Annotated in this window: 24 protein-coding genes and 1 pseudogene; 14 read left to right on the top strand and 11 right to left on the bottom strand. The window is 64.8% G+C overall.

The genetic code is table 11. From position 1 onward, the window contains the following. The first annotated feature begins 42 nt into the window (after window positions 1–42). Genes ACFQS4_RS03240 through ACFQS4_RS03225 form a run of 4 tightly spaced genes read left to right on the top strand, consistent with a single transcriptional unit; the run spans window position 43 to window position 5,388 of the window. Window positions 43–1,143, top strand: coding sequence for a TAXI family TRAP transporter solute-binding subunit (locus ACFQS4_RS03240; RefSeq protein WP_497902267.1), 1,101 nt, complete (start codon window positions 43–45; stop codon window positions 1,141–1,143). A 21-nt stretch (window positions 1,144–1,164) separates the two neighbouring features. Continuing rightward, complete coding sequence (locus tag ACFQS4_RS03235) at window positions 1,165–1,770, top strand: DUF1850 domain-containing protein (RefSeq protein WP_497902266.1); 606 nt, start codon at window positions 1,165–1,167, stop codon at window positions 1,768–1,770. Between the two features lie 10 nt (window positions 1,771–1,780). Next, window positions 1,781–4,474, top strand: coding sequence for a TRAP transporter permease (locus tag ACFQS4_RS03230; RefSeq protein WP_497902265.1), 2,694 nt, complete (start codon window positions 1,781–1,783; stop codon window positions 4,472–4,474). Between the two features lie 56 nt (window positions 4,475–4,530). Further along, window positions 4,531–5,388, top strand: a complete 858-nt coding sequence (locus ACFQS4_RS03225) for a PH domain-containing protein (protein ID WP_497902264.1) — start codon at window positions 4,531–4,533, stop codon at window positions 5,386–5,388. Window positions 5,389–5,407: 19 nt separating this feature from the next. Here ACFQS4_RS03225 and ACFQS4_RS03220 read toward each other — a convergent pair. The 7 genes and pseudogenes from ACFQS4_RS03220 to ACFQS4_RS03190 all read right to left on the bottom strand — a co-directional run bounded on the left by ACFQS4_RS03220 (window position 5,408) and on the right by ACFQS4_RS03190 (window position 11,333). After that, window positions 5,408–6,016, bottom strand: a pseudogene (locus ACFQS4_RS03220) (IMPACT family protein). Window positions 6,017–6,021: 5 nt separating this feature from the next. Beyond that, window positions 6,022–6,432, bottom strand: a complete 411-nt coding sequence (locus ACFQS4_RS03215; protein WP_497902263.1) for a hypothetical protein — start codon at window positions 6,430–6,432, stop codon at window positions 6,022–6,024. A gap of 49 nt (window positions 6,433–6,481) precedes the next feature. Beyond that, the gene (locus ACFQS4_RS03210) at window positions 6,482–6,778 is read right to left on the bottom strand and encodes a helix-turn-helix domain-containing protein (RefSeq protein WP_254159066.1); all 297 of its coding nucleotides are present in this window, start codon (window positions 6,776–6,778) and stop codon (window positions 6,482–6,484) included. Window positions 6,779–7,021: 243 nt separating this feature from the next. After that, window positions 7,022–8,182, bottom strand: a complete 1,161-nt coding sequence (locus ACFQS4_RS03205) for a DUF5305 domain-containing protein (protein ID WP_497902262.1) — start codon at window positions 8,180–8,182, stop codon at window positions 7,022–7,024. A gap of 189 nt (window positions 8,183–8,371) precedes the next feature. Then, window positions 8,372–9,541, bottom strand: a complete 1,170-nt coding sequence (locus tag ACFQS4_RS03200; RefSeq protein WP_497902261.1) for a S26 family signal peptidase — start codon at window positions 9,539–9,541, stop codon at window positions 8,372–8,374. 79 nt (window positions 9,542–9,620) lie between these two features. Beyond that, window positions 9,621–10,742 (bottom strand): CARDB domain-containing protein, encoded by a 1,122-nt coding sequence (locus ACFQS4_RS03195; protein ID WP_497902260.1) that lies wholly within the window; start codon window positions 10,740–10,742, stop codon window positions 9,621–9,623. Between the two features lie 39 nt (window positions 10,743–10,781). Further along, window positions 10,782–11,333: a hypothetical protein gene (locus ACFQS4_RS03190; protein ID WP_497902259.1), complete on the bottom strand. Its 552-nt coding sequence runs from the start codon at window positions 11,331–11,333 to the stop codon at window positions 10,782–10,784. Window positions 11,334–11,607: 274 nt separating this feature from the next. On the opposite strand from ACFQS4_RS03190, the gene ACFQS4_RS03185 reads away from it, so the two are divergent. The 4 genes from ACFQS4_RS03185 (at window position 11,608) to ACFQS4_RS03170 (ending at window position 15,469) form a co-directional block, all read left to right on the top strand. Then, on the top strand, window positions 11,608–12,192 hold the full coding sequence (locus ACFQS4_RS03185; protein ID WP_497902258.1) for a DUF7344 domain-containing protein: 585 nt from the start codon (window positions 11,608–11,610) through the stop codon (window positions 12,190–12,192). 81 nt (window positions 12,193–12,273) lie between these two features. Beyond that, window positions 12,274–13,125, top strand: coding sequence for a hypothetical protein (locus ACFQS4_RS03180; RefSeq protein WP_497902257.1), 852 nt, complete (start codon window positions 12,274–12,276; stop codon window positions 13,123–13,125). Window positions 13,126–13,329: 204 nt separating this feature from the next. Then, window positions 13,330–13,653, top strand: a complete 324-nt coding sequence (locus ACFQS4_RS03175; RefSeq protein WP_312911006.1) for an EMC6-like membrane protein — start codon at window positions 13,330–13,332, stop codon at window positions 13,651–13,653. A gap of 1 nt (window position 13,654) precedes the next feature. After that, a complete protein-coding gene (locus ACFQS4_RS03170) occupies window positions 13,655–15,469 on the top strand; it encodes a ribosome biogenesis/translation initiation ATPase RLI (protein ID WP_497902256.1) in 1,815 nt (604 codons plus the stop codon). 163 nt (window positions 15,470–15,632) lie between these two features. Here the strand turns inward: ACFQS4_RS03170 and ACFQS4_RS03165 are convergent, their stop codons facing one another. Beyond that, window positions 15,633–15,884: a YMGG-like glycine zipper-containing protein gene (locus tag ACFQS4_RS03165; RefSeq protein WP_497902255.1), complete on the bottom strand. Its 252-nt coding sequence runs from the start codon at window positions 15,882–15,884 to the stop codon at window positions 15,633–15,635. Window positions 15,885–15,989: 105 nt separating this feature from the next. After that, the gene (locus ACFQS4_RS03160; protein ID WP_253431834.1) at window positions 15,990–16,511 is read right to left on the bottom strand and encodes an archaemetzincin family Zn-dependent metalloprotease; all 522 of its coding nucleotides are present in this window, start codon (window positions 16,509–16,511) and stop codon (window positions 15,990–15,992) included. 39 nt (window positions 16,512–16,550) lie between these two features. Here ACFQS4_RS03160 and ACFQS4_RS03155 point away from each other — a divergent pair, with 39 nt between their 5' ends. From ACFQS4_RS03155 to ACFQS4_RS03145, 3 genes are all read left to right on the top strand, one after another. Beyond that, entirely contained in the window at window positions 16,551–16,985 is a 435-nt protein-coding gene (locus ACFQS4_RS03155; RefSeq protein ID WP_497902254.1) for a UPF0146 family protein, read from the top strand. A 63-nt stretch (window positions 16,986–17,048) separates the two neighbouring features. Then, a complete protein-coding gene (locus tag ACFQS4_RS03150; protein ID WP_497902253.1) occupies window positions 17,049–18,092 on the top strand; it encodes a zinc-binding dehydrogenase in 1,044 nt (347 codons plus the stop codon). 99 nt (window positions 18,093–18,191) lie between these two features. Next, window positions 18,192–18,530, top strand: coding sequence for a DUF7977 family protein (locus ACFQS4_RS03145; RefSeq protein WP_497902252.1), 339 nt, complete (start codon window positions 18,192–18,194; stop codon window positions 18,528–18,530). Between the two features lie 107 nt (window positions 18,531–18,637). Here ACFQS4_RS03145 and ACFQS4_RS03140 read toward each other — a convergent pair whose 3' ends face one another. Beyond that, window positions 18,638–19,171 carry a hypothetical protein gene (locus ACFQS4_RS03140; RefSeq protein WP_497902251.1) on the bottom strand — a complete coding sequence of 178 codons (534 nt, stop codon included), beginning with the start codon at window positions 19,169–19,171 and terminating at the stop codon, window positions 18,638–18,640. Between the two features lie 222 nt (window positions 19,172–19,393). Between ACFQS4_RS03140 and ACFQS4_RS03135 the strand changes: the two genes are divergently transcribed. From ACFQS4_RS03135 to ACFQS4_RS03125, 3 genes are all read left to right on the top strand, one after another. Next, a complete protein-coding gene (locus tag ACFQS4_RS03135; protein WP_497902250.1) occupies window positions 19,394–19,852 on the top strand; it encodes a Tfx family DNA-binding protein in 459 nt (152 codons plus the stop codon). A 69-nt stretch (window positions 19,853–19,921) separates the two neighbouring features. Further along, window positions 19,922–20,707 (top strand): SDR family oxidoreductase, encoded by a 786-nt coding sequence (locus tag ACFQS4_RS03130; RefSeq protein WP_497902249.1) that lies wholly within the window; start codon window positions 19,922–19,924, stop codon window positions 20,705–20,707. 92 nt (window positions 20,708–20,799) lie between these two features. Further along, window positions 20,800–21,390, top strand: coding sequence for a DUF8215 family protein (locus ACFQS4_RS03125; protein WP_497902248.1), 591 nt, complete (start codon window positions 20,800–20,802; stop codon window positions 21,388–21,390). Between the two features lie 34 nt (window positions 21,391–21,424). Here the strand turns inward: ACFQS4_RS03125 and ACFQS4_RS03120 are convergent, their stop codons facing one another. Continuing rightward, the gene (locus ACFQS4_RS03120; RefSeq protein ID WP_253431819.1) at window positions 21,425–21,736 is read right to left on the bottom strand and encodes a DUF7091 family protein; all 312 of its coding nucleotides are present in this window, start codon (window positions 21,734–21,736) and stop codon (window positions 21,425–21,427) included. Between the last annotated feature and the right edge of the window lie 84 nt (window positions 21,737–21,820).

The following is a 21,820-nucleotide window of genomic DNA, read 5'->3' as shown; positions in this document are numbered from 1 at the left end:
TGCTCGGCATAGTAATCAGCCGAAAACGCATAGACTGCCATCATGGCGCGAAAGTTCAATCGACGCGACTTCATCGCAGTAACTGGTGCAACAGGAATTGCAGGTATCGCCGGGTGCATCGGCGAGGACGCCGAAGATCCCGGAAACGGCAATGGGAACGGAAACGGCAACGAAACTGGGAACGGTAACGGTAACGAAACTGGGAACGGCGACGACAACGAAACCGAAGACGGGAATGGCAACGGCGAAGACGAAGAAGACATCGGCGAGGCCGACCCCGACGAAGGCGGCGAGGTCCTCTCCTGGCACGCCGGCGGCACCGGCGGCACGTACTACCCACTCTCCGGCGAGGTCAAATCCATCGTCGAGGAGAACACGCCCCACGGCCTCCAGGTCCAGTCGACCGGCGCCAGCGTCGAGAACGTCGGCAGCCTCGCCCGCGAGGAAGCCGAGTTCGCGCTGATCCAGAACGACGTCGCCTACTTCGCGTTCAACGGAACCGGGATCGAGGACTTCGAGGGCGAACCCGTCGAGAGCATTCGCGGGGTCGCGACGCTCTATCCCGAAACGATCCACATCCTCACCCAGGCCGACTCGGGCATCGAGTCCGTCGAGGACCTCGAGGGGGCGACGATCAACACCGGCGACGCCGGCAGCGGGACGCAGGTCAACGCGAACCAGATCCTCGAGTCGGCGGGCATCTCGGACTTCGAGGAACAGAACACCGACTTCGCGACGGCGACCGACCAGATCCGGGACGGCGACGTCGATGCGGCGTTCATCGTCGGCGGGTGGCCCGTCGGCTCGGTCGAGGAACTCGCCTCTTCGAGCGACATCTCGCTCGTGTCCGTCGACGGCGACGTGCGCGAACAGGTCAAGAGCGACGCCGAGTGGATGGCCGACGACACCATCCCCGGCGGCACCTACGACGGCGTCGACGAGGACACGGAGACCGTCTCGGTCCAGGCGATGATCGCGACCCACGAGGGAGTCGACGAGGGAATCGTCGAAGAGGTAACGACCGCCATCTTCGACAATACGGACTCCTTTACGATCAAGGCCGACTTCATCAGCGCCGACAGCGCCCAGGACGGGATGCCCATCGACCTCCATCCCGGCGCGTCCGCGTACTTCGGCGAGTAGCCTTCCACGACGCCTCTCACCGTGTTTACCGGTCACCGTCGCCGAACGCTCGTCGTTACCGCCGTCGTCGTCGCCCTCGTCGTCGGGAGCGTCGCGGCCGCCTCGAGTCTCGATTCGAACCCCGAACGAACCCTCGTCATTCAGGACGCCGACTCGGGCGAGACGCTCCTCGAGCAGCCGGTCGAAAATGGCGAGCGGGTAACGCTCGCGTACACCCACAGCGTCGAGAAGACACCGGTCGAGGACGTCTACGTCGTCGACGGTGATCAGTTGCGGATGACGGAGATGCGATTCAAGTCCCACGGCGCCGGACTCCCCGCCGACGAGTCGATGGAACGAGCCGACGGCTGGTTCGTCGTCGAACGAAGCTCGACGTACAGCCAGCTGCGAGTCGCACCAGGTTCCGTCGCCGGCCACGAACTACTCGTCGGCGAGGATCAGTACGACCTCGTAGCGATGTCGGACGGGCCAGTCGTCATCGTCGTCGACGAGGACGAGCCGGGAGCGCTCGAGGAACTGCTAGCGTTGTCAGCGCCGGCAGAAGTGACACAGGACAGACTATTGGGCGACGAGGACCGCTCGAGCGGTGCTGTCGCGACCCACATGCATATGGAACTCACCCACTGATACCGTACCAATGAGCGTCGACACCGGCGGGTCGGATGAATTGTCCGAGGCCGAACAGGAACAGATTCTCCAGGAGGTCGAACGACGCCGGACACTCCAGGGCGGGGCCGCCGTTCTCGTCTCACTGATCGGGATCACCTTCTCGGCCTTCCAGATGTGGATCGCTGCGAGATCCTACATCTTCGAGATTACCCTGCCGCTCTACGGCACGATCGATATCGGGTCCCTGCAACTTCTGCAGGTCGGCGCGATTCACGTCACGTTCGCCCTGGTGCTCGCGTTCTTGCTCTTCCCGGCCAGCCGGGGCGACGGTTTCGTCGCTCGACGACTCGGTCGCCTCGAGCCGGCCGCGAGACGGCGCTTCGGCGACGAGCACTCGGTCACTCGAGGGGTCTCCCGGGCGAGCGGATTCGTCAGATGGGCCGCCCTCGACCGGCAGATGAACCGCGTGACGCCGCTCGACGGCCTCATGATCGGCCTCTCGTTGCTCCCTGTACACTACACCGTCACCAACTACGACGAGATTCAATCGATCGCCATCAGGCGATTCGACAATACGCAGGGCGTCGGGGACGTGCTCTGGTTCCTCGAGCCAGTCGTCACCGGGATGGCAGCGCTCGGCATCCCCATCGACGAGGCCTCCTACGCGTTCTGGATGGGCGTTCTCGGGCTCTTGCTCGTGCTCGAGGCGACCCGGCGCACGCTCGGCTTTCTCCTGATGACGCTCGTCGGATCGTTCATCGTCTACGCGCGCTGGGGCTACCTCGTCCCGCGAGATTCCGCAATCGGGGCCCTCGCCATCCAGCCCGAGAACTGGGCGAACATCGTCTACAACCTGTGGTACACCGTCCAGGCGGGCGTCTTCAGCACGCCCGTCATCGTGAGCGTCCGGTACATCTACATATTCATCCTCTTTGGCGCCTTCCTCGAGATGAGCGGCGCCGGCAAGTGGTTCATCGATCTCGCCTACGCCCTCACCGGTACCCGGCGAGGTGGGCCAGCGAAGGCGAGCGTCGTCTCGAGCGGGTTCATGGGGATGCTCTCGGGGTCGTCCATCGCGAACACCGTGACGACGGGCGCGTTCACGATTCCGCTGATGAAACGGTCGGGCTACTCGCCCGAGTTCTCCGGGGCCGTCGAGTCCTCCTCGTCCTCCGGCGGCCAGATTCTGCCGCCAGTGATGGGCGCCGCCGCCTTTCTCATCGTCGAGTACACCGGCATCCCCTACACGACCGTCATCACCGCCGCGACCCTGCCCGCCATCGCCTTCTTCTTCGGCATGTGGGTCATGGTCCACTTCGAGGCCGTCCAACACAATATCGGCGGGCTGCCTCGAGACGAGTTGCCGGACGTCCGCTCGCGCCTGCGCTCCGGCTGGTTCTACCTGGTCCCAATCGTCCTCCTGCTGTACTTCCTCACCCGCTTCTCTATCAACCGCGCGGGCTGGTTCACCATCGTCTCGGTGTTCGCCCTCATCGCCTTCATCGCGGCCTACGACGAGCGCTCGCGCGTTCCCCTGGTCGGTACCATCGTCGCCCTCTTCGCCCTGCAACTGCTCAGCTACGCGACCGTCGGCGGGAACGTCGGCGACGCCGTGCAGGTGATGGCGGGACTCGAGGCCGCCGGGGCGGGACTGGGGCTCGAGGCGGCGGCCTACGCCGCGGCGAGCGGGCTGGGAACCATCGTGATCCTCGTGAGCGTCGCCGTCATGCTCGCCAGGCCCGGAACGGTTCCGACGCTGCTCGAACTCGACGACGCCGTCGACGAATCAGCGGAGCGGGCGGCCTCGACGGTCGGTCGACCGCAACTCGCTCGCAACAGGGCCTACCGGTTCGGCGCGTTCGTCCTCAAGTCGATGGATTCGGGAGCGCGAACAGCGACGACGGTCGTGATCGCGGTCGCGGCCGCGGGCATCATCCCGGGAGTCATCAGCGTCTCCGGGCTCGGACCAAACCTGGCCGCGCTGATCAACGCCGTCAGCGGCGGGTCGCTGCTGATCTTGCTCGTCCTAACGGGCGTCGCCTCGATCATCTTCGGGATGGGGATGCCGACGACGGCGATGTACATCATCCTGATCGCGATGCTCGGCGGGCCGATGGAACAGGCGGGGACCGCCCTGCTGGCTGCCCACCTGTTCGTGCTCTACTTCGGCCTGATGGCCGACGTCACGCCCCCGGTGGCCGTCGCTGCCTTCGCCGGGGCCGGCGTCGCGAAAGCCGACGAACTCGGGACGGCGCTGATCGCCTTCCTGCTCTCGCTCAACAAGATCCTGGTTCCCTTCGCGTTCGTCTTCTCGCCGGGCATCCTGCTCCTGCGAGAACGCGGCGACGAGTGGACGATCCTCACCGCCGCCGACGTGGCCGACCTCGGCTTCTTCGTCCCCGACGTCGTCATCCCCATCCTCGGCATGTTCCTCGGTGTCTACGCCCTCGGGGTCACGATCATCGGCTACCAGTACACCGGCGTCGGCCGGGTCAAGCGAGCGCTGTACGCCATCGCCTCCATCTTCCTGATGGTACCCGAGATTCCGCTGCTGGTCCTCGAGGGCACCCTCGAGGCGTTCGGCATTCCGGCGTACCTGGCCATCTTCGAGTTGACCGCCTCCCTGCGACTCATCGGCCTCGTCACGCTCGTGGCGCTCTCGACCCGAAACCGAACCCGTGGACGGACGACGGAGGCAGCGGAGACGGCGGAGACGGCCTAATCGCCGAACGTCGGGCCGCCGTTGCATTCATATCCCCCTGCAGAGAGTCGAATAACGTGTTCCCGAATCGACAGCAGTGTGCGCCCCGCCTCGAGCGCGCCGACCTCGAGGTGGCGGACATCGGCTTCCGATTCGGTTTCGGCGCGTACGTCGCCGCGGTGCTCACCGCTGCGGTGACGACGGCCGCCGTCCTCGCCGGCGTCACCGGCACCACCGTCCTCGCGCTCGCGCCCGGAACGGTTACCGCCGGCGTGATCGGCGGCGGCATTCTCGCCGGCCGATATCACGGGTTGGCCGAACGCCTCGGTCGCCGCCGCTGGCTCGGCGTACAGTGTTCGCTTCCCGCCCTCCCGTTCGTCGGACTGGCGCTCGTCCCGTTCGCGACCGACGTCGGAGCGAGCGCCGCCGGCGTCGCCATCCTGGGTGTGATCGGGATCGTCCTGGCGGGGCTGCTCGTCGCCGCGATGGCCACCAATCGCTACGTCGACGCGGTCACGAGCGACGAACCCGTCGTCGCCTGGACGTGGGTCAAAGCTGGCGTGCTCCGCCGGGAACTGGTCATCGGCGTCGGTTTCCTGCTCGTCAGTCTCGGGTCGCTGTACGGCGGCGACCTCACTTTCGCCGTTCTCTGGGCTGCCTACGGCCTGTTCTGGCTCCTCGCCGGCTACTGGAGTTCGCTCTTCGACGCCGATTCGGTGTCGACGCCCACCCTCGCCGTCTACGAGTCCGGGCTCGTCGTCGACCGCGGACTCACGAAACGACTGCTCTCCTGGGAGTCGGTGTCTGAAATCGAACTCACCGCAGACGAACTCGTGATCGAACGGGACTGGCGCTCGCTCCGCTGTCGTCGGGACGCGATCGACGATTCCGAATCGGTCGCCGCGACGCTCGAGAGGCTCCGAACAGATCGATAACCGTGCGACCGCCGAACCCTCACTCGAGCCGGGCCCGACCACTCGTCGCACTGCGAATCCGGTCACTGAGGGCGTCCGCGTCGGCGATCGGCACCCGAACCTCGAACTGCACGTCCGCTTCGTACTCGGCCTCGAACTCGAGCCCCTCGCTCTCTAAGATGCCGCGAACGGTGCCCGAATCGTCGTACTCGAGGGTGATCGACACCTGCTCGTGGGGCCGCTCCTCGATTACGCCCGCGGCGTCGACCGCCTCCTTGACCGCTCGGGAGTACGCTCGAACGAGGCCGCCGATGCCGAGGTTCGTCCCGCCGTAGTAGCGCGTGACGACGACCGCGACGTTCTCGAGGTCGCGCTGGGTGAGCACGTTCAGGGCGGGTTTCCCGGCGGAACCGCTCGGTTCGCCGTCGTCGCTCGAGTACTCCCGGAGCCGGCCATCGGCGTCGACTCTGACCCGGTAGGCCGGGACGTTGTGGGTCGCGTCGGCTTACTCCTCGCGTACGTTCTCGAGGAACGCCTCGGCCGACTCGAGGTCGACGACGGGGCGAGCGTGTCCGAGAAACTCCGAGCCCTGGACGACGAGGCTCGCGGTCGCGGCCTCGGCGACGGTTCGGTAGGCTTCGGCGTCCATGAGCGTTACCTCGAGCTGACGTCGTTGTCGGGACGGTAGAGGTTCGGGTTACGCCACCAGAAGAGGGCCCAGCCGGTGAGAAAGCCCACGAGCATGGCGACCAGGTCCCGCAAGAACTGCGAGCCGATCAGGTCGATCGTCAGGGCGATGGCGATGCCGGCGCCCACGGCCGTTCCCACGACCAGGAAGCCGACGTCGCCGAAGATCTTCGCTCGCGACTGCTCCCAGTAGTACTGCCTGTCCGGGTCGTACCAGACGCCGACGTAGACCAGAACCGGTGCCATCGCGGTGACGATGATCGCCATCCGCCAGTCGGTCGAGATCTGCAACACTACGCTGGCCAGGTTGGCGGCGGCCGCGGCAACCATCAACCCCAGAAACAGCCACGCCCACTCCGGCAGCGTCTCCTTGTCCATGTCTCGATTCGGTCACTCGAGGACGAATATTCTATCGACTCGCGACAGGTCACTCCGCACAGCAGGCGTCCTTGCTCGCCGGCTCGCCACTGCCGCCGTCGGCCGCGACCGGTTCGGCCTCCGTGATCCGGTAGAGGCTCTGGCGCGCGTCCGCAAAGTAGATGTTCTCGTCGACGGTGCCGATGTCACTGAGGCGCTCGAGGGCGTACCTGACCGTCCGCGCAGACAGCATCGACTCCTCGACGATTTGTTTCTGGGTCAACGGGCCGTCGTACTCGAGGACTTTGTAGACCAGCTTCGCACTCGGTGGCAAATCCGTGATGTCCTCCCCGTCAGTCTCACTCATATTACGAATCGAAATGCTCCAGGAGTATAAAGTTGAGCCTTTCTGGATGACAGAACGGGCAATTTGTTCACAAAAATATCCATGAATATTGTATTTAGAGCCTCGAGAGACGGGACATTCGCGACAATTTGACCAGTCAGTCAGTCGGCGTGACAGACTCGGGTAGTGAACAAAAATGAGCACACACGAGAGTACGCGACAGATTCCAAATATGCGCGAACGATCACCGGTGTACGCGACAGATCACAGATTGTTCCAGGCGTCGTCGTCCTCAGGGTCCGGCAAGTCCTCGAACGGCGGCTTCGGCCCACTATCGGCCGGCCGAGCCCCCGGTCCGTCGCCCTCACCAGGCGAGACCACGTCGCCCGGAGTCGGCCGCTCCTCGAGGTCGAAGTCCGGCCACGCCGTCTCCTCCCAGAGCCCGCGGTCGCTGTAGTAGTAGACGACGCCGTCGCTGACGACCGCGAACAGGCCGCGACTCCCGTCGTGGATCACGCGTTCGTTCGTGTCGATGGCGACGTCGACGACGTCCTCGAGCGTGTCGAGCGAGACATGCTCGTCGCCGATCCACATCGGAAGCGAGCCTCGCGAGATCCACTCTGCGTAGCGGTTTTCGTGGATCGCTTGCCGTGCTCGGTCGACATCGACGTCGGAGCGGGAGTTGACGAACGCGGCCCCGCCGAACGACCCCACCGTGAGGATCAGGAGGGCGCCGATCAGCGCAGAACTGGGTGGGTCCGTCGTCTCGACGGTCTGGGTAACCGGGTTCGGATCCGATTCTTCGGGGTGGTCCTCGAGGTAGTAGCTCCGCTCGGTGACGACGAACGGGGTCGACGGGGCGTGCTCGCCGACGTGTGTCCCTGTATCGTAACTCGTGCGGACGATCAGCGAGAGGTCGACCGTCCCGACCCCGTCGAGGCGAGTCCTGAGTTCCTCACGCCGGTCCTGGACCTCCCGAATGTCGACCGACGCCCTGGTGACGCCCTGTCCGTCCGTGACCGTCGGTTCCTCGGCCGCCAGCACCCGTTCTGACTCCCAGAACACCTCGCCGTTGCGCGAGGCCGCGTACCTGAGGACGATTTCGTGCTCGAGGCTCGTCTCGTCGCTCGGGACCGCCGTCTCGGCGACGATCTCGAGTTCCGGCGAGGCGTTGATCACGTACGCGGGGTTGTCCTCGAGCACCGTGCCCGCCTCCCAGAGACCGTCTTGGACGACCACGGCTTCCGTGCCGACCTGCGTCGAGACCGTCTGGCGATCGACTTCCTGGGTGGTCGTGGTCGTCGACGGGTTCGCGACGACCCAGCCGGTCGCGAGCAGGGCGATCGTGCCGATCACGAGCAACGCGATCAGAATCGGCCGGCCGGATCTGGCGATCAGCAGGTCGAGGCGGGGCGTGTTCGTCACGGTGCACCCTCCCTCCCGTCGGTTCCGTCGGCCCCGTCAATCCCGTCGGACCCCACCGCTGGTTGTGACTCGCCGTCGGCCAACCCCCCATCTAGCAAAGTGGCGAAAGTCACGCGATACGATAGGTCGTCGTTCATCGACTATAACAGTAGTGGCCGTCGATCGACCGGTCTGGGAGGGTGATAACGGTCACAACCACTTCTCGAGCAGGCGCTCGAGTCGCCTCGAGAGCGGGAGATGCGAGCCGGGCGTCCGTATCCGGAGGTCGCCGGTGCCGAAGAGGGCAAACACCAGACCGACGGCGACGGCGACGATCACGACGTTAACCGCGCCGACGGCCACGAACGGGTGGACGTCGTGGAGCCAGACGAGCAGCGTCGGTGGCAAGACGAGGAGGTACCGACTCTCGACGACGTCGCGGGTGTAGCTCCCCGTCGTCTCCGGCGCTGTCATCGACAGCGCGACCTCGGCGGTGTCGCGACTACCGACCGTCGTCGCCCGCGGCTCGGCGTCGACGGCGGGGTGGGGCGCGTCGAGCACAACGACGACCGGAACGTAGCCGCTGTTGTCGATCGTTCGCGTGAGCGTCGTCGTCTCCCCGGGGGCGACGATCTGCGGGTCGTCGGTCGGCGAGTCGGTGCTCACGAGTTCGTACGCGGTTCCGCCGGCCGGGATCACCATCGCCGCGGTCGCGAAGAGGGCAAGCACGACGACGACGGCCGACAGCGCCGACCAGAGGCCGATCACGTTCTCGCGGCTGGTTCGTCGCGCCGTCCGCCGTTCGGCGACGCCGACTCGCTCGAGCAGCAAGCCGACCCCGAGCAGGCCGACCCCGAGGGCCACCAGCAGGGCGCCGGTCCCCTCGGCGTCGAAGGCGGCCGTGATCCCGAGCGGCGCCGCCAGGAGACCGAAGACGGCCCCGACGAGTCCCTGGACGCTCATGATGACGGTCCCCAGATGCGGGACCCGGACGACCGACCCCCCGACCTGCCAGGCCTCGGCGACGATCTTCCCCTCGGTGACCGGCGGCTCGCCCCCGTCCTGATCGGTGAACGGGTTGGCGTCACCCCGCGTCACGTACCCCTCGTCGGTCTCGGCGACGATTCGATGGGTCGTGAGCCCGCCCCCGTGTAACGTCTCGGCCTCGAAGACGACGACGTCGCCGGGTTCGGGCGCGTCGGTCGCCGCGCTGGGCACCGCGACGAACCCGTCCCCGGCGGCAAGCGTCGGCTCCATGCTTCCCGTCGCAACGTAGCCGAGCAGTATCGGCTGGCCCAGCACCTGGCCGAGCACCAGCAGTACCACGACGAGCCCCACCAGCCCCATCGCGACCTGTTTGGCTATCGACGTCCCGTTCATCGTCGTCGCTCCCTCGAGTTCGCTCCTGGCACGGTCGTGTTTTTCCTGTCTCGCATTCGAATCGTCTTAACTGCTCGTCTCACGCTCGCCGCCGCCGGACGACGAACCCGACGCCCAGCGCGATCGGGAGCGCGAGTGCCGCCGTCGATCGCGAGGGGAGTGCGGCCGTGACCGCCGCAATCGCCGGCAGTCCGACGACTGTGACGGTACCCACCGCCTCGCCCTCGAGCGCCAGCGCGTAGCGGCCGGGGTCGGCGAACGATCGCTCGAACTCGACCTGTCGCGTCTCACCGGGTGCGAGTTCGACCCGCTCCGTCTCGACGACGAATCCGCCGACGGCGAACTCGAGGGTTCGTACCCCCGTCGCGTTACCTGTGTTCTCGACGGTCGCCGTGACCGAAACCGGCTCCCCGATTGCGACCTCGGTCTGATCGAGGTCGACCCCCGTCACCGTCATATTCGGCACCGATTCACCCGGTTCGGGTTCGGGATTGGTGACCGTCACCGTGTGCGTCCGACCGTCGATGCCGACCTCGTACGTGCCGGGGGCGTCCATCGTCCGCTCGAAGGAGACGGACCGGTTCTCGCCGCCGAAGACGAAGACCCGTTTCTGGCTGACGACGATGTCGTCAACGGTCAGCCCAACCATCGTCGCCATCGACTGGGACCCGCCCCGGTAGATACCCGTGACCGTGATCGTCTCGCCGACGGCCACCTCGGTGTCCGAGACGGTGACGCGCTCGAGCGTCGGCGGGTCGGGGTCGGTTTCGTCGTCCTCGTCGTCGTCATACCGCACGTGGATCGTGAATGACTCCGTTCCCTCCCCCGCCTCGTGGGTGTCGATGGAGACGCCGACCGTAATCGAGTGGCCGGTAGCGGGCTCGAGCGGCGACCTCGCGGTTATCTCGTCTCGAGGATCGCCGTTTCGGTAGAAGGTGACGCCGTCGGTGCCCGAGAGCCAGATGCGGTCGACGTTCTCGTCGGTGGCGCGGACGGTGAAGGCTTCATCGACCGTCGTCACCGCGTCGGCGTTGAGTCGCTCGAAATCGAGCTCGAGCTGGCCGTTTTCGGTGGTGGCGTAGGGGCTCGCGGACTCGAGTTCGATAGAGGAGGTTGTGTCTGTGGGCTCGAGAGAGATAGCCGCCGTAGGTACCGCTAACAGGAGTACAAGCACGAACGCGGTCCCGAGTTTCAGATACATTCAGCTATTCAACTCAGTTATTCTATCGAAAGGGAACCGCTATACGGTCGAGTCAGAGTCGTTGGCGATAATGGTGATCGTTTCGGGGATTTCATCATCAGCACCACTGGCACCATCGACACCTTCTTTTGACGTGAATCCATCAAGTCCAAAGACGACATCAAAGGTTACAGATCCGCCATTACCGGACACATTATTTTGGTCTCCGTCGGTAGTAACTTCGAATTGCATCCCGCCATTGTCGGTGGCAACATCAGTCACTGCATCTGTTTCATCAATGTGTATCTCGATATCGATCTCATCACCCTCATTCTCGCGGTTGTTGGTGATAGTGAGTGCACCATTGAACCTAGTGACTGCATCAAGGTTGATGTCATTGGTGAGATCGAATGAGATTGTATCATTCGTGGTTCCTGCGAGGTCACCCGTGACGTTGATTCCTATCAAGGCGTTATCCGTGTCCCCTGCAGTCTCGATTGATACATCACGCGTCGCTTCCACACTACTAAACGCACCCGTCGCGAGTGCGCCGCCGCCGCCAGCTACGATCGTTCCCAGTCCGACAAGCACGTTGCGTCTGTTGAGTCTCATTGTATGGTCTCCGTTCGATCCGCGCCGGCATCGTAGTCGCTGGATACCGACGTGATCATTACCTCTCTCACTCGAGGCCACCCCCTTTGTATTAGGTCGCCAGAAGCAGTTCTGGGCCACCAATCGATGCTTCAAGACGGCCTTGATCGGCCGAAATCAGCATCTGAGGGGTTGGTGTGTGAGCCAAAGACATGTTTGTGTTAGATCTACGCGTGACGGCAACAAACGTTATGTAGCCTTAGTTCAGTAATTCTAGATAGATTTCGGGGGGCCAATGTCGACGATTACCGAACAGGTAGGCGAGAACGAGGCTGAAAGGACTGATAGCGGCGGGAACGCCGCCGGCCCCACTCGAGGCGAGATTTTCGACCTCCTGAGCAATCACCGTCGACGGTACGCCATCCACCACCTCAAGCAGACCGACGAACCCGTCGAACTCGGTGCGCTGGCCGAACAGGTCGCCGCCTGGGAACTCGAGAAAGAGGTGCAAGGACTCACCTCTGCCGAGCGTAAGCGGGTGTACACGTCGCTTCAGCAGACGCATCTCCCGGCGCTCGAGCGCGCGGGAATGGTCGAGTTCGACGCTCGAGCGATCGAACTCACCGAAGAAGCCGAACAACTTGAGGTCTACCTCGACGTCGTTCCGGGTGATTCGATTCCGTGGGGGATTTATTACCTTGGATTGTCAGTGGTTGCGGCCGTGGTAATAGCGGGGCTGTGGTTCGAGATCGTCCCGACCGAAACAGTCCCTGAACTCGGCTGGGCAACGCTCACCGTGACTCTGTTTGGAGTTTCAGCGGTGATCCACGTGCTCGAGAATCGACGCAATCGCCTCGGCAAGATCGAGAAGCCACCATAAGCATACTGTCAGTGACTAATGTCTAAAACAACCAACATTACGCGGCGAACGGCCCTCGGTCTAATTGCGGGTGGTTCATTGTTGGCTGCGTCCGAAACCTACGGGTTTACAGAAGTCTCTGCCGGTCGCGGTCTAAGCGTGAGCACGGCTGACGATTCGAACGCATTGCTCGCCATTGCCAATGCTAAAGAGACGTCCGCCGTTCCAACGTTCACAAACCAGAGTAACAACGAGATGGAGGTCACGCTCGACAGCTCTAGCGAAATTGAACTTGACGTCGGAAACGATGGAAGCTGGTCTACGGCGCCGGAAACGTTCTCGCTACTTCTTGAGGAGTCGAAAGAGATCAATCTTCGATTCGTCGGCGAGTGTACCGACGCGGGAACGGCGACCGTGGATATCGACGCTGTGCTAAAAGACGAGAGCAACACACCTATCGGCTCGATAGCACTCACTCGAGACTTCGACATTCCGCAAGCGGGCCAAATACAACTCACTGGAAACGTGAGCAGTGCTGGTGCGAGCGGAAAGTACTCCTTCGAAATCGAGAATAGCGGCTGTGAGGACGTGACGATGACCGGTATTGGCATCAACGAGACGACTACCACCGCCGAATTTGTCTCTGGAGATGGGAGTCTGTTTAACGATGACACCGGTGAAGAATTGATTACTGAGGAGATTCCGATCGACAACACTGACCCCAACAGTGACACACGCCGCGATATGGATCCGAACATCACGTTAGCTGTAAATGATATTGTGAGGTTCGAATTCAATAGATTCAAAGAGAATAGTACGGGACCTGGCAACGGTAACGGCAATGGTAATTCAAGTAATATTGATATGAAAGGCGAAGACGTACGAATTACTCTGTACTTCGGTGACGACAGTACCTCGACGATAAAATTGTGTATTGACGGGTGCGACTTCTGAGAGGTACGGTCATCGAGAGGGTAAAGATATATAAATAGGGCTCACCCTCAATCATTCTTCTACTCGAGAAGGGGGTTGCGTGCTGTTGTTTTGATGAAAGATGCTGCGGGAAAATTATTCTTTGCCAATTATACCACTCGTCGTTCAAACATTGGCGCTATCCAATGCGAACGGCTTTTGAACGCCCAAAACAGACTCAGTAGTATGTCAACCGCAACGATGAGCGATCGGCGCGAGCACATTCGCTCGATCGGCGTGACGGCGTTCGCCTGTCTCGCCGGGGTTGGCGCCGCCATCGGCTCCTCGATACTCACTGCCGGGGAAGCCGTCGACGCCGCGGCGACCGAACCGCTCACCTACCTCCTGGTCTTCGGGCTCATCGCCCTGCAGGTCATCGCCCTGCCCGCGACCGGCCTCTACGATAGCGAGGAGTTCGGACCAAAACACGTCCTGTTCATCGGGCTGATGACCTTCTCGTTCTGGTTTATCACCTGGGGAATCATGCTGAGCACCGGCGCGAGCTTCTAACATGGCCAAAGACAGCATCGCCGTCGTCAACCTCGACCGGTGCCAGCCCGACCGGTGTAACTACGAGTGCAAGAACTACTGCCCGCCCAACCGCACCGGCAAGGAGTGCATCACGCTCCGCGGCGAAGAGGCCGACGAAGGCCAGCCCGAGCAGATCCGCATCTCCGAGGAGATCTGTCTGGGCGAGACCTGTGGCATCTGCGTCGAGAAGTGCCCATTCGACGCTATCGAGATCATCAACCTGCCACAGGAACTCCAGGACGACCCCGCCCACCGCTACGGCGAGAACGCCTTCTCCCTCTATGGCCTCCCGGCGCCACAGGAGGGGAGGGTAACGGGCATCCTCGGACCGAACGGCATCGGGAAGACCACCGCCGTCCGCATCCTGGCCGGCGAACTCGAGCCAAACCTCGGACGCTTCGAGGATCCGCCGGGCTGGGACGACGTGCTCGAGGCCTACCGCGGCACCGAGATCCAGGACTACCTCGAGGCCGTCCGCGACGGTGACCTCTCGGTCGCGCGCAAACCACAGTACGTCGACCAGATTCCGAATCAGTTCGACGGCAACACCCGCGAGTTGCTCGAGCGGACGAACGAGCGCGACGCCCTCAAGTACCTCGTCGAACGGCTGTCGATCGGTCCGGTGATGGACCAGTCGATCGACGATTTATCGGGCGGGGAACTCCAGCGCGTAGCGCTCGCGGCGACGCTGGCTCGCGACACGGACTTCTACTTCCTCGACGAGATTACGCCCTACCTCGACATCGGCCAGCGGGTCACCGCGGCCCGCCTGATCCGCGAACTCGCTGAGGACGAAGGAAAGTCGATGCTCGTGGTCGAACACGACCTCGCGGTGCTGGACCTGCTCGCCGACACCCTCCACGTCGCCTACGGGGAGCCCGGCGCCTACGGTGTCATCACGACGCCCAAGTCGGTCCGCAACGGCATCAACGAGTACCTCGCGGGCTACCTCGAGAACGAGAACATGCGGATCCGGCCGAATCCGATCGAGTTCGAGGAACACGCCCCACGGAGCGCCACCCGCGGGGACACCCTCGTCGAGTATCCCGATCTCGTGAAGTCCTACGGCGACGGCGAGTTCTCACTCGAGGTCGAGGGCGGCGAAATTCGGAAGAACGAGGTGCTCGGCGTCGTCGGCCCGAACGGCATCGGGAAGTCGACCTTCGCGAAGCTGTTGACCGGTGCGCTCAAACCTGACGAAGGTGAGGCTGAACTCGATCTCGATATCTCGTACAAACCGCAGTACGTCACCATCGACCAGCCGATGCGCGTCGACGCGTTCCTCGCCTCGATCACCGACCAGTTCGGCTCCTCGTACTGGAACACCGAAATCGCGGGCCCGCTCCAGCTCGAGCGAATTATGGAACAGAGCCTCTCGGACCTCTCGGGCGGGGAGCGCCAGCGGGTAGCAATCGCGGCCTGCCTCTCCGATACCGCGGATCTGTACCTGCTCGACGAGCCCTCGGCCCACCTCGACGTCGAACAGCGGGTCCAGGCCACGCGAGCGATCCGTCGCTACGCCGAACAGCAAGATGCCACCGTCCTGGTCATCGACCACGACATCTACATGATCGACCTACTGGCCGACCGCCTGATGGTCTTCGACGGCGAGCCGGCCGTCCACGGCCGCGCGGGGACGCCCCAGTCGATGCGCGGCGGCATGAACGAGTTCCTGGCGAACCTCGAGGTGACGTTCCGCCGGGACGAGCGGACCTCGCGCCCGCGGATCAACAAGCCGGATTCCCAACTCGACAGGCAACAGAAGCGCGAGGGTGAGTACTACTACGCGCCCTGATCGGCGCCGCCTAGTTTTTCGCGGTTCGCAGATCAGCGCTCAAGGTCGAGACTCTCAACAGGTGCTATTGCGCTGGCTCGAGGATGGACGACTGGAGAGCGAGGCTGTCCAAAAAACGTCGTGGTCTCGTGTTCGGCCGTGCGGCCGCCTCTCGTCCGTATCGTTACTCTTCGACGTCGCTGCCTCGAGACCGCAGTCCGCTAACGTTGGGCCCACCGCCGGATTTCAGGTCGTCGAAGCGCGACTGGACGGTCGGGCGGTGTTCGCCGAAGGTCGCGCCGACGAGCGCACCGAGGGCGGCCCCGGTGCTCGCGGTCTGTTTGCCCAGTAGTCCACCCAGGAAGGCGCCGACGGCGGCGCCCATCGCGGCATAGCGTGCGCGGCTCACGGCACGGACGAGTCTATCTCTCACCATGAGTGAGTGTACGTTCGAGAGGAAGATAAGCCTGTTCCCGGCTGGTGCCCTGCGGGTGTACTGATTCACTGGTTACGCCGGGCCCCACTCGCGAGCGAGACGGAACTAGCCGATCAGCCGCTGACAGCTCCCACAGAGGTGTTCTTCCTTGATGTCGACTTCCCGGACCGTGGGCGAGAAGTTCATCACGCAGCGCTGGTTGTCGCAGTGCTCGAGCCCGTAGGTGTGGCCGATTTCGTGGACAATCTCCTTGCGGATGCGGTCCTGGAAGATGTCGCTCGCGCTCTTGTTCGAGAAGCCGCCGTCGCTCGAGGTCTGGAGCCGATAGGTCGAGACGACGCTGCCGCTCCCGTCGAGGTAGGCGAGGCCGAAGACGTAGTTGCGCCGGCGGTAGAAGAGGTCGTGGGGGGTGACGGCGATGTTCTTGTCGCCCCGGCCGACGCGCTCGGCCAGCTGGATGAACGTCTCGGCGCAGTACTGGTTGCGCCCGGAGTCGTACGCGCCGTTCGGAATCGACTGGGCATCGTTGACCGTGACGTCGCAGTCGTAGACCGACCGGAGCGCCGCGGAGGCCTCCCGCTTGACGTTCGCGGGAACAGACCCGACCGGCACGATGTCGACGAGCATGGCAACGTCTATGCCGCCCCCCAGCATAAACGTCCCGCCGTGGTACGCTTTCACCGGGACCGAGACCGAAACCAGAACGCGCTCGTGGGGGAACTCGAGACCTACGAGCGCCTTCTCGAGGTCGGCATCGGACGGCGAACGGCGGTCGCCGAGGCGCTCGTCGAGGCCGGGTGTGCAGTCGTCGCGACGGACGTTCACCCGCACGAGACCCCCGAGGGAGTACAGTTCGTGATCGACGACGTCACCGATCCCGAACTCGAGGCCTACGCCAACGCCGACGCCATCTACGCGCTGAACCTCCCGCCGGAACTGCATCGGCCTGCGCTCCAGGTGGCCCGCGCGGTCGACGCCGACTTCCTGTTCACGACGCTGGGTGGCGACCCGCCGCTGGTGCCCGTCGAGCGAGTGTCGCTGCCTCGAGAGACGCTGTTCGTCTCACATCGTGGAACGGAGCGTTCCGGCGGCGGCCGTTGAGAGGGGAAGCGAGCGCTGGCGGGTGACGAACAACTTTTCACGGATTCTCGCGTTGGCCCCGGTATGCAGGCTGTCACCTTCACCGGCCACGGAGACACCGACGTAATCGAGTACGCCGAGGTTCCCGACCCCGACGTCGGACCCGAGGACGTGCTCATCGACGTGAAGGCGGGCGCGCTCAACCACCTCGACGTCTGGACCCGACGCGGGCTTCCCGGACTCGACCTCGAGCTGCCACACGTCCCCGGCAGCGACGCGGCGGGGGTCGTCGTCGACACCGGCGAGGCCGTCACCCGGTTCGAGGAAGGCGACCGGGTCGCCCTCTCCGCGGGCGTCTCCTGTGGCGAGTGCGAGTTCTGCCGCCGCGGGGAGTACCCGCTCTGCGTCTCCTACCACGTCATCGGCGAGCACGTCCCCGGCGTCCACGCCGAGTACGCCGCCGTCCCCCAGGACAACCTGATCCCCGTTCCCGAGGGCGTCGACTGGGTGACCGCAGGGTCGACCACCCTCGTCTTCCAGACCGCATGGCGCATGCTGATCGACAGAGCCGATATCTCGGCGGGCGAGTCCGTCCTCGTACTCGGCGCTAGCGGCGGCGTCGGCCACGCCGCCCTCCAGATCGCCGCCCACGCGGGCGCGGAGGTGTACGCCACCGGAAGCAGCGAGGAGAAACTTCGATACGCCGAGGCCCACGGCGCCGACCACGTCGTCGACTATGAGGAGGAGAACTTCGCCGACTGGGCGCGCGCCGAGACCGGCAAGCGCGGCGTCGACGTCGTCGTCGATTACATCGGCGCCGGCACCTGGCGCGATTCCATCCGGTGCCTCGCGAAGGGTGGGCGCCTCGTCACCTGCGGCGGCACCGCCGGGCCGAATCCCGAGACCGACATCCCTCGCATCTTCTGGAACCAGCTCACGATCCTGGGCTCGACGATGGCTACCCCGGGCCAGGTCGACGACGTGATGGAACTCGTCTGGGACGGCACGTTCGAGCCCGCCGTCCGCGAGGTGCTCCCGATGAGCGAGACTGACCGCGCTCACGCCCTCCTCGAGGACCGCGAAGGATTCGGGAAAGTCGTCGTTCGGCCGGATAGCGAACTCGAGTAGTCGAAGATCCGTAATGGACGGACGAGAAAGTCGAAGATCGGTCCTGACGTGCAAACGAGAACCGTGAGGGCTATGCAGACGCGCTCGTAACACTCGCACGTGACCTCGAGCGACGACGGCGGCTACGTCCACGACCCGAACGCGTTCGACCGAGAGGGTCGGCGTACCGCGGACAACCAGAAGGGGAGCGCGGACGCCGCCGACTCGAACGACGACGCCTGGCTCGAGCGGCCGATTCATCCTGAGTCGACCGACCGGGAGTTCGGCCGTCGCGGCTGGGTGCTCGTCGGGATGATCGTCCTCGCGTTCATCGTCGCTCCCGGCCTGATCCTGCTGACGCCGCCGGACATGGACTACTGGTTCGCGCTGTTGATCCTCCCGCTCCTGCCGGCGACGATGCTGGCGCTGACGGCGGTGTGGGCGACGACGCGGCCCTGAGCCCGAACGGGCGGTTCTCCGTCTCCTCGGGCTGCGGTTTTTCACTCCTTTGGCGCGAATGTACTTCCTCCTCGAGGCTCGTCTCGAGTCGAACCGTCCTCTCCCCCTCACTCCTCGACGTCCACGAACGCATCGTAGAACTCGCTCGTGAGGTGACGCCGTTCCCACCGTTCTCGAGCCTCGTCCCCGATCAGCGACGCCCAGGCCGTCAGGACGACGGTACAGGCGGCCAGTCCTGGAAGAACCGCAATCCCGGTTGTGATCAGTGGCTCGAATACGAAGAAGCCGACGAACCTCGATCGGAGCCCGGAGACGTCCGGGCCGAACAGGAGCCACCGCGCCGGAAACGGCGCGAGGACGACGATAGCGACCGGATACGGGAGTACGTTCAACACCGGCCCACCGTAGCCACGGACGAACGCGAGCGAGAAGTACGTCCAGACGGCGACGCCCGCGATCGCGCCGCCCGCCCGTTGGGCACCGATGTTCGACTCGAGCGCGAGCACCGAGAGGTCGCCGTAGACGGCGGCGACGACCCCGAAGTACGCAAGGAGGCAGACCGTGATTCCGCCGAGGACGGTCACCGTGTGTGCGAATCGCGACTGTGTGGCGAACGGATCGAGGCCGGGCGGGCGGTTCATCCTCACCTCGAGTTCCTCGAGGTGACGGTTGAAGGTTGCGAGTTCGGTGATGGGGATTCAAGATGGCGAGTACGGCGACGGCGCTTGAGGGTGACGAGTACGGCGGTGGGACCCCACAGACCGCCCAGCGACCGGAGACGCTTTGGGGGTCCCCTCACCTAGGTCGGGTATGGACGCGATCACGGCCGCGACGGCCGCCATCGAGTCGAGGGGGTATCGACCGTGATCGAGGACGCCGAGGAAATCCTCGAGGAGGTCGGCTTCGACCCCGAGGCGAGCGTCCTCACCCACCGCCAGGCGCAGGTGCTGGCGCTCCGCGAGCGTGGCTTCTCCCAGGCGTCGATCGCCGACGCGCTCGGGACCTCCCGCGCCAACGTCTCCTCGGTCGAGGGGAGCGCCCGCGACAACCTCGAGCGCGCACGCGAGACCATCGCGTTCGCCGAGGCGCTACGAGCCCCGGTTCGCGTGCAGGTCGAGGCGGGAACGGACCTCTACGACGTCCCCGAGGCGGTGTACGCGGCCTGCGACGAGGCGGGCGTCAAGGTCGAGTACACCGCACCGGACCTGATGAAGGTCGTTTCGGACGCCGCCGGCGACGCAGTGACGGGTCGTCAGGTGGCGACGGACCTCGTCGTCGGGGTCACGAGCGAGGGATCGGTTCGGGTTCGCCAGTCCGAGTGAAGAGGAAAGGGAATGGAGGCGGGTTGCCACGGCCCCGAGAGATTTGTCCTCGGCGAGCGTAGTCGACCCATGGACCTCGACGTCGACGGCAACGCGGCACTGGTAACGGCATCCTCGAGCGGCCTCGGCCTGGCGAGCGCGGCGGTGCTCGCCCGACAGGGCGCGGACGTCGCCATCTGCGGGCGCGACGCGGACCGACTCGAGACGGCTCGCGAGCACGTCGATGCGCAGGGAGACGGCGAGGTGCTCGCGAAGCAGACCGACCTCACCGACCCCGACCAGGTCTCGGACCTGGTCGCGACCACTGCGGAGGCCTTCGGCGGCATCGACCACCTGGTCACCTCCGCGGGCGGCCCACCGAGCACGACCTTCCTCGAGACGAGCGAGCGCGAGTGGTACCAGGCCTACGACCTGCTCGTGATGAGCGTCGTCTGGACGATCGAGGAGGCCCACCCGCACCTGCTCGAGTCCGACGAGGGATCGATCGTCTGCGTCACCTCCCGGACCGTCCAGGAGGTCGCCGACGGCCTCCTGCTCTCGAACGCGGTCCGCCGGGCGGTCATCGGCCTCGTCAAGACCGTCTCCCGGGAGTTCGCGCCCGAAATTCGCGCCAACGCCGTCCTCCCCGGCACCATCGAAACGCCCCGCATCGAGGAACTGATCGAGGCTCGCGTCGAGAACGGCACCTACGAGGACTACGAGTTGGGGCTCAAGGCGATGGCCAACGACATCCCGATGGGACGAATCGGCGATCCCGAGGAGTTAGGGGAGGTCGTGGCATTCCTCTCGAGTCCGCACGCGAGTTTCGTCACCGGGGTCGAGGTGGCCATCGACGGCGGGCTGTTGCGGAGTTAGAGCGCCTCACGGGAGGCGACTCGTAAACGCCAGTCGCAGTTCGTGCGGACGCCCCTCCCAGCATTTGTGTCTCGAAGTGGTAGCCGCCAGCGATGACGCGCGAGTCAGAGCCCGGACGGGGCCGGACGTCGGATCGCGACCGGGCGTCGAGCGATCGACCATCGGAGCCGAACCGGGCGCCCGGACGGGCCACCCGCCCTGCCTACTCGAGCGAGCGCCGCACCTGGTACGGCCACGGAACCCTGGCTCGAGCCGAGAAGCCGCCGGTCCGGCGCTACCTCCACGACGTGACCACCGTCTTCGCGGAACTCGCCGTGCTGGGACTGCCGGCGATCACCCTGGCCTTCCTCTCGCCCGACCCGCGCATCTACAGCGTCTCGAGTGCGATGCTCGTCGCCTGGCTGACGATGACGGCGGTCGCCGCCGGGATTCGTGGCGGCTGGGTCCGGCCACTCGGAACCGACGTTCGGGGCTGGCTCTCGCTCACGCCGTGGCTCGTCGTGCTCCGAGTCGCCTACTACAACCTCGTGCTCGGTGCGATTGCGTTCGGGAGTCCCGCCGTCGGGGACGCGGTCGGGTTTCCGCCTATCTCGCTCGTCGTGGCCATCGGCTCGAGCGCCCTCGCCGCCCTCGCGTTCCCGCGGCTGGGCGAGTGGGTGTATGGGCGGCTCAAGGGCGAGTGAAGAGCGTCTCCTCGCAATCAGCAGAGAGCGACGATCACCACGTCTCGATACGCCCCTCGTGAACGTCCTCAACGCAGCCCTCGCAGTCGGGGTGGTCCGCCTCGTAACACGCCGGTCGGAACTCCTCGTCCAGTTTCGCGGCTCGCTTCTCCGCAAATCGGCGGCAGACGATCTTTGCCCGCCCCGCGTCGTCCGTCGGCAGGCTCCGCGCGTTTCGCGCCACGCGGTAGGCCTCCCGGGCCTCCTCGAGCTGACCGTCTGCCGACCGGCGAACCTCCGCGTACTGGGTTCCCGCCTGCTCGAGTTTCGAGCGCAGAAACCGCTCGAGTCGACGCCGATCTGCCATTGTGGGTTGCGTTCGTGGGCCGGACACATATACTGTTGGCCAGAGCAGCTGCTCGAATCTCCTTCTCGACCGGAGAAGGAACGA

The sequence above is a fragment of the Saliphagus sp. GCM10025317 genome (assembly GCF_042663665.1).
Taxonomy (GTDB): Archaea; Halobacteriota; Halobacteria; order Halobacteriales; family Natrialbaceae; genus Natronosalvus.
Note: the sequence above shows the minus strand (reverse complement) of the source record. Positions and strands in the feature narration are given on the sequence as shown.

Bases quoted from the DNA above. Each gene is read 5' to 3' on its own strand.
- ACFQS4_RS03170 (WP_497902256.1), top strand. From the start codon at position 13,655: ATGGCCAAAGACAGCATCGCCGTCGTCAACCTCGACCGGTGCCAGCCC.
- ACFQS4_RS03230 (WP_497902265.1), top strand. From the start codon at position 1,781: ATGAGCGTCGACACCGGCGGGTCGGATGAATTGTCCGAGGCCGAACAG.
- ACFQS4_RS03130 (WP_497902249.1), top strand. From the start codon at position 19,922: ATGGACCTCGACGTCGACGGCAACGCGGCACTGGTAACGGCATCCTCG.
- ACFQS4_RS03195 (WP_497902260.1), bottom strand. From the start codon at position 10,742: ATGTATCTGAAACTCGGGACCGCGTTCGTGCTTGTACTCCTGTTAGCG.
- ACFQS4_RS03200 (WP_497902261.1), bottom strand. From the start codon at position 9,541: ATGAACGGGACGTCGATAGCCAAACAGGTCGCGATGGGGCTGGTGGGG.
- ACFQS4_RS03210 (WP_254159066.1), bottom strand. From the start codon at position 6,778: ATGAGTGAGACTGACGGGGAGGACATCACGGATTTGCCACCGAGTGCG.
- ACFQS4_RS03215 (WP_497902263.1), bottom strand. From the start codon at position 6,432: ATGGACAAGGAGACGCTGCCGGAGTGGGCGTGGCTGTTTCTGGGGTTG.
- ACFQS4_RS03240 (WP_497902267.1), top strand. From the start codon at position 43: ATGGCGCGAAAGTTCAATCGACGCGACTTCATCGCAGTAACTGGTGCA.
- ACFQS4_RS03175 (WP_312911006.1), top strand. From the start codon at position 13,330: ATGTCAACCGCAACGATGAGCGATCGGCGCGAGCACATTCGCTCGATC.
- ACFQS4_RS03140 (WP_497902251.1), bottom strand. From the start codon at position 19,171: ATGAACCGCCCGCCCGGCCTCGATCCGTTCGCCACACAGTCGCGATTC.
- ACFQS4_RS03190 (WP_497902259.1), bottom strand. From the start codon at position 11,333: ATGAGACTCAACAGACGCAACGTGCTTGTCGGACTGGGAACGATCGTA.
- ACFQS4_RS03125 (WP_497902248.1), top strand. From the start codon at position 20,800: ATGACGCGCGAGTCAGAGCCCGGACGGGGCCGGACGTCGGATCGCGAC.
- ACFQS4_RS03185 (WP_497902258.1), top strand. From the start codon at position 11,608: ATGTCGACGATTACCGAACAGGTAGGCGAGAACGAGGCTGAAAGGACT.
- ACFQS4_RS03120 (WP_253431819.1), bottom strand. From the start codon at position 21,736: ATGGCAGATCGGCGTCGACTCGAGCGGTTTCTGCGCTCGAAACTCGAG.
- ACFQS4_RS03160 (WP_253431834.1), bottom strand. From the start codon at position 16,511: ATGCTCGTCGACATCGTGCCGGTCGGGTCTGTTCCCGCGAACGTCAAG.
- ACFQS4_RS03165 (WP_497902255.1), bottom strand. From the start codon at position 15,884: ATGGTGAGAGATAGACTCGTCCGTGCCGTGAGCCGCGCACGCTATGCC.
- ACFQS4_RS03150 (WP_497902253.1), top strand. From the start codon at position 17,049: ATGCAGGCTGTCACCTTCACCGGCCACGGAGACACCGACGTAATCGAG.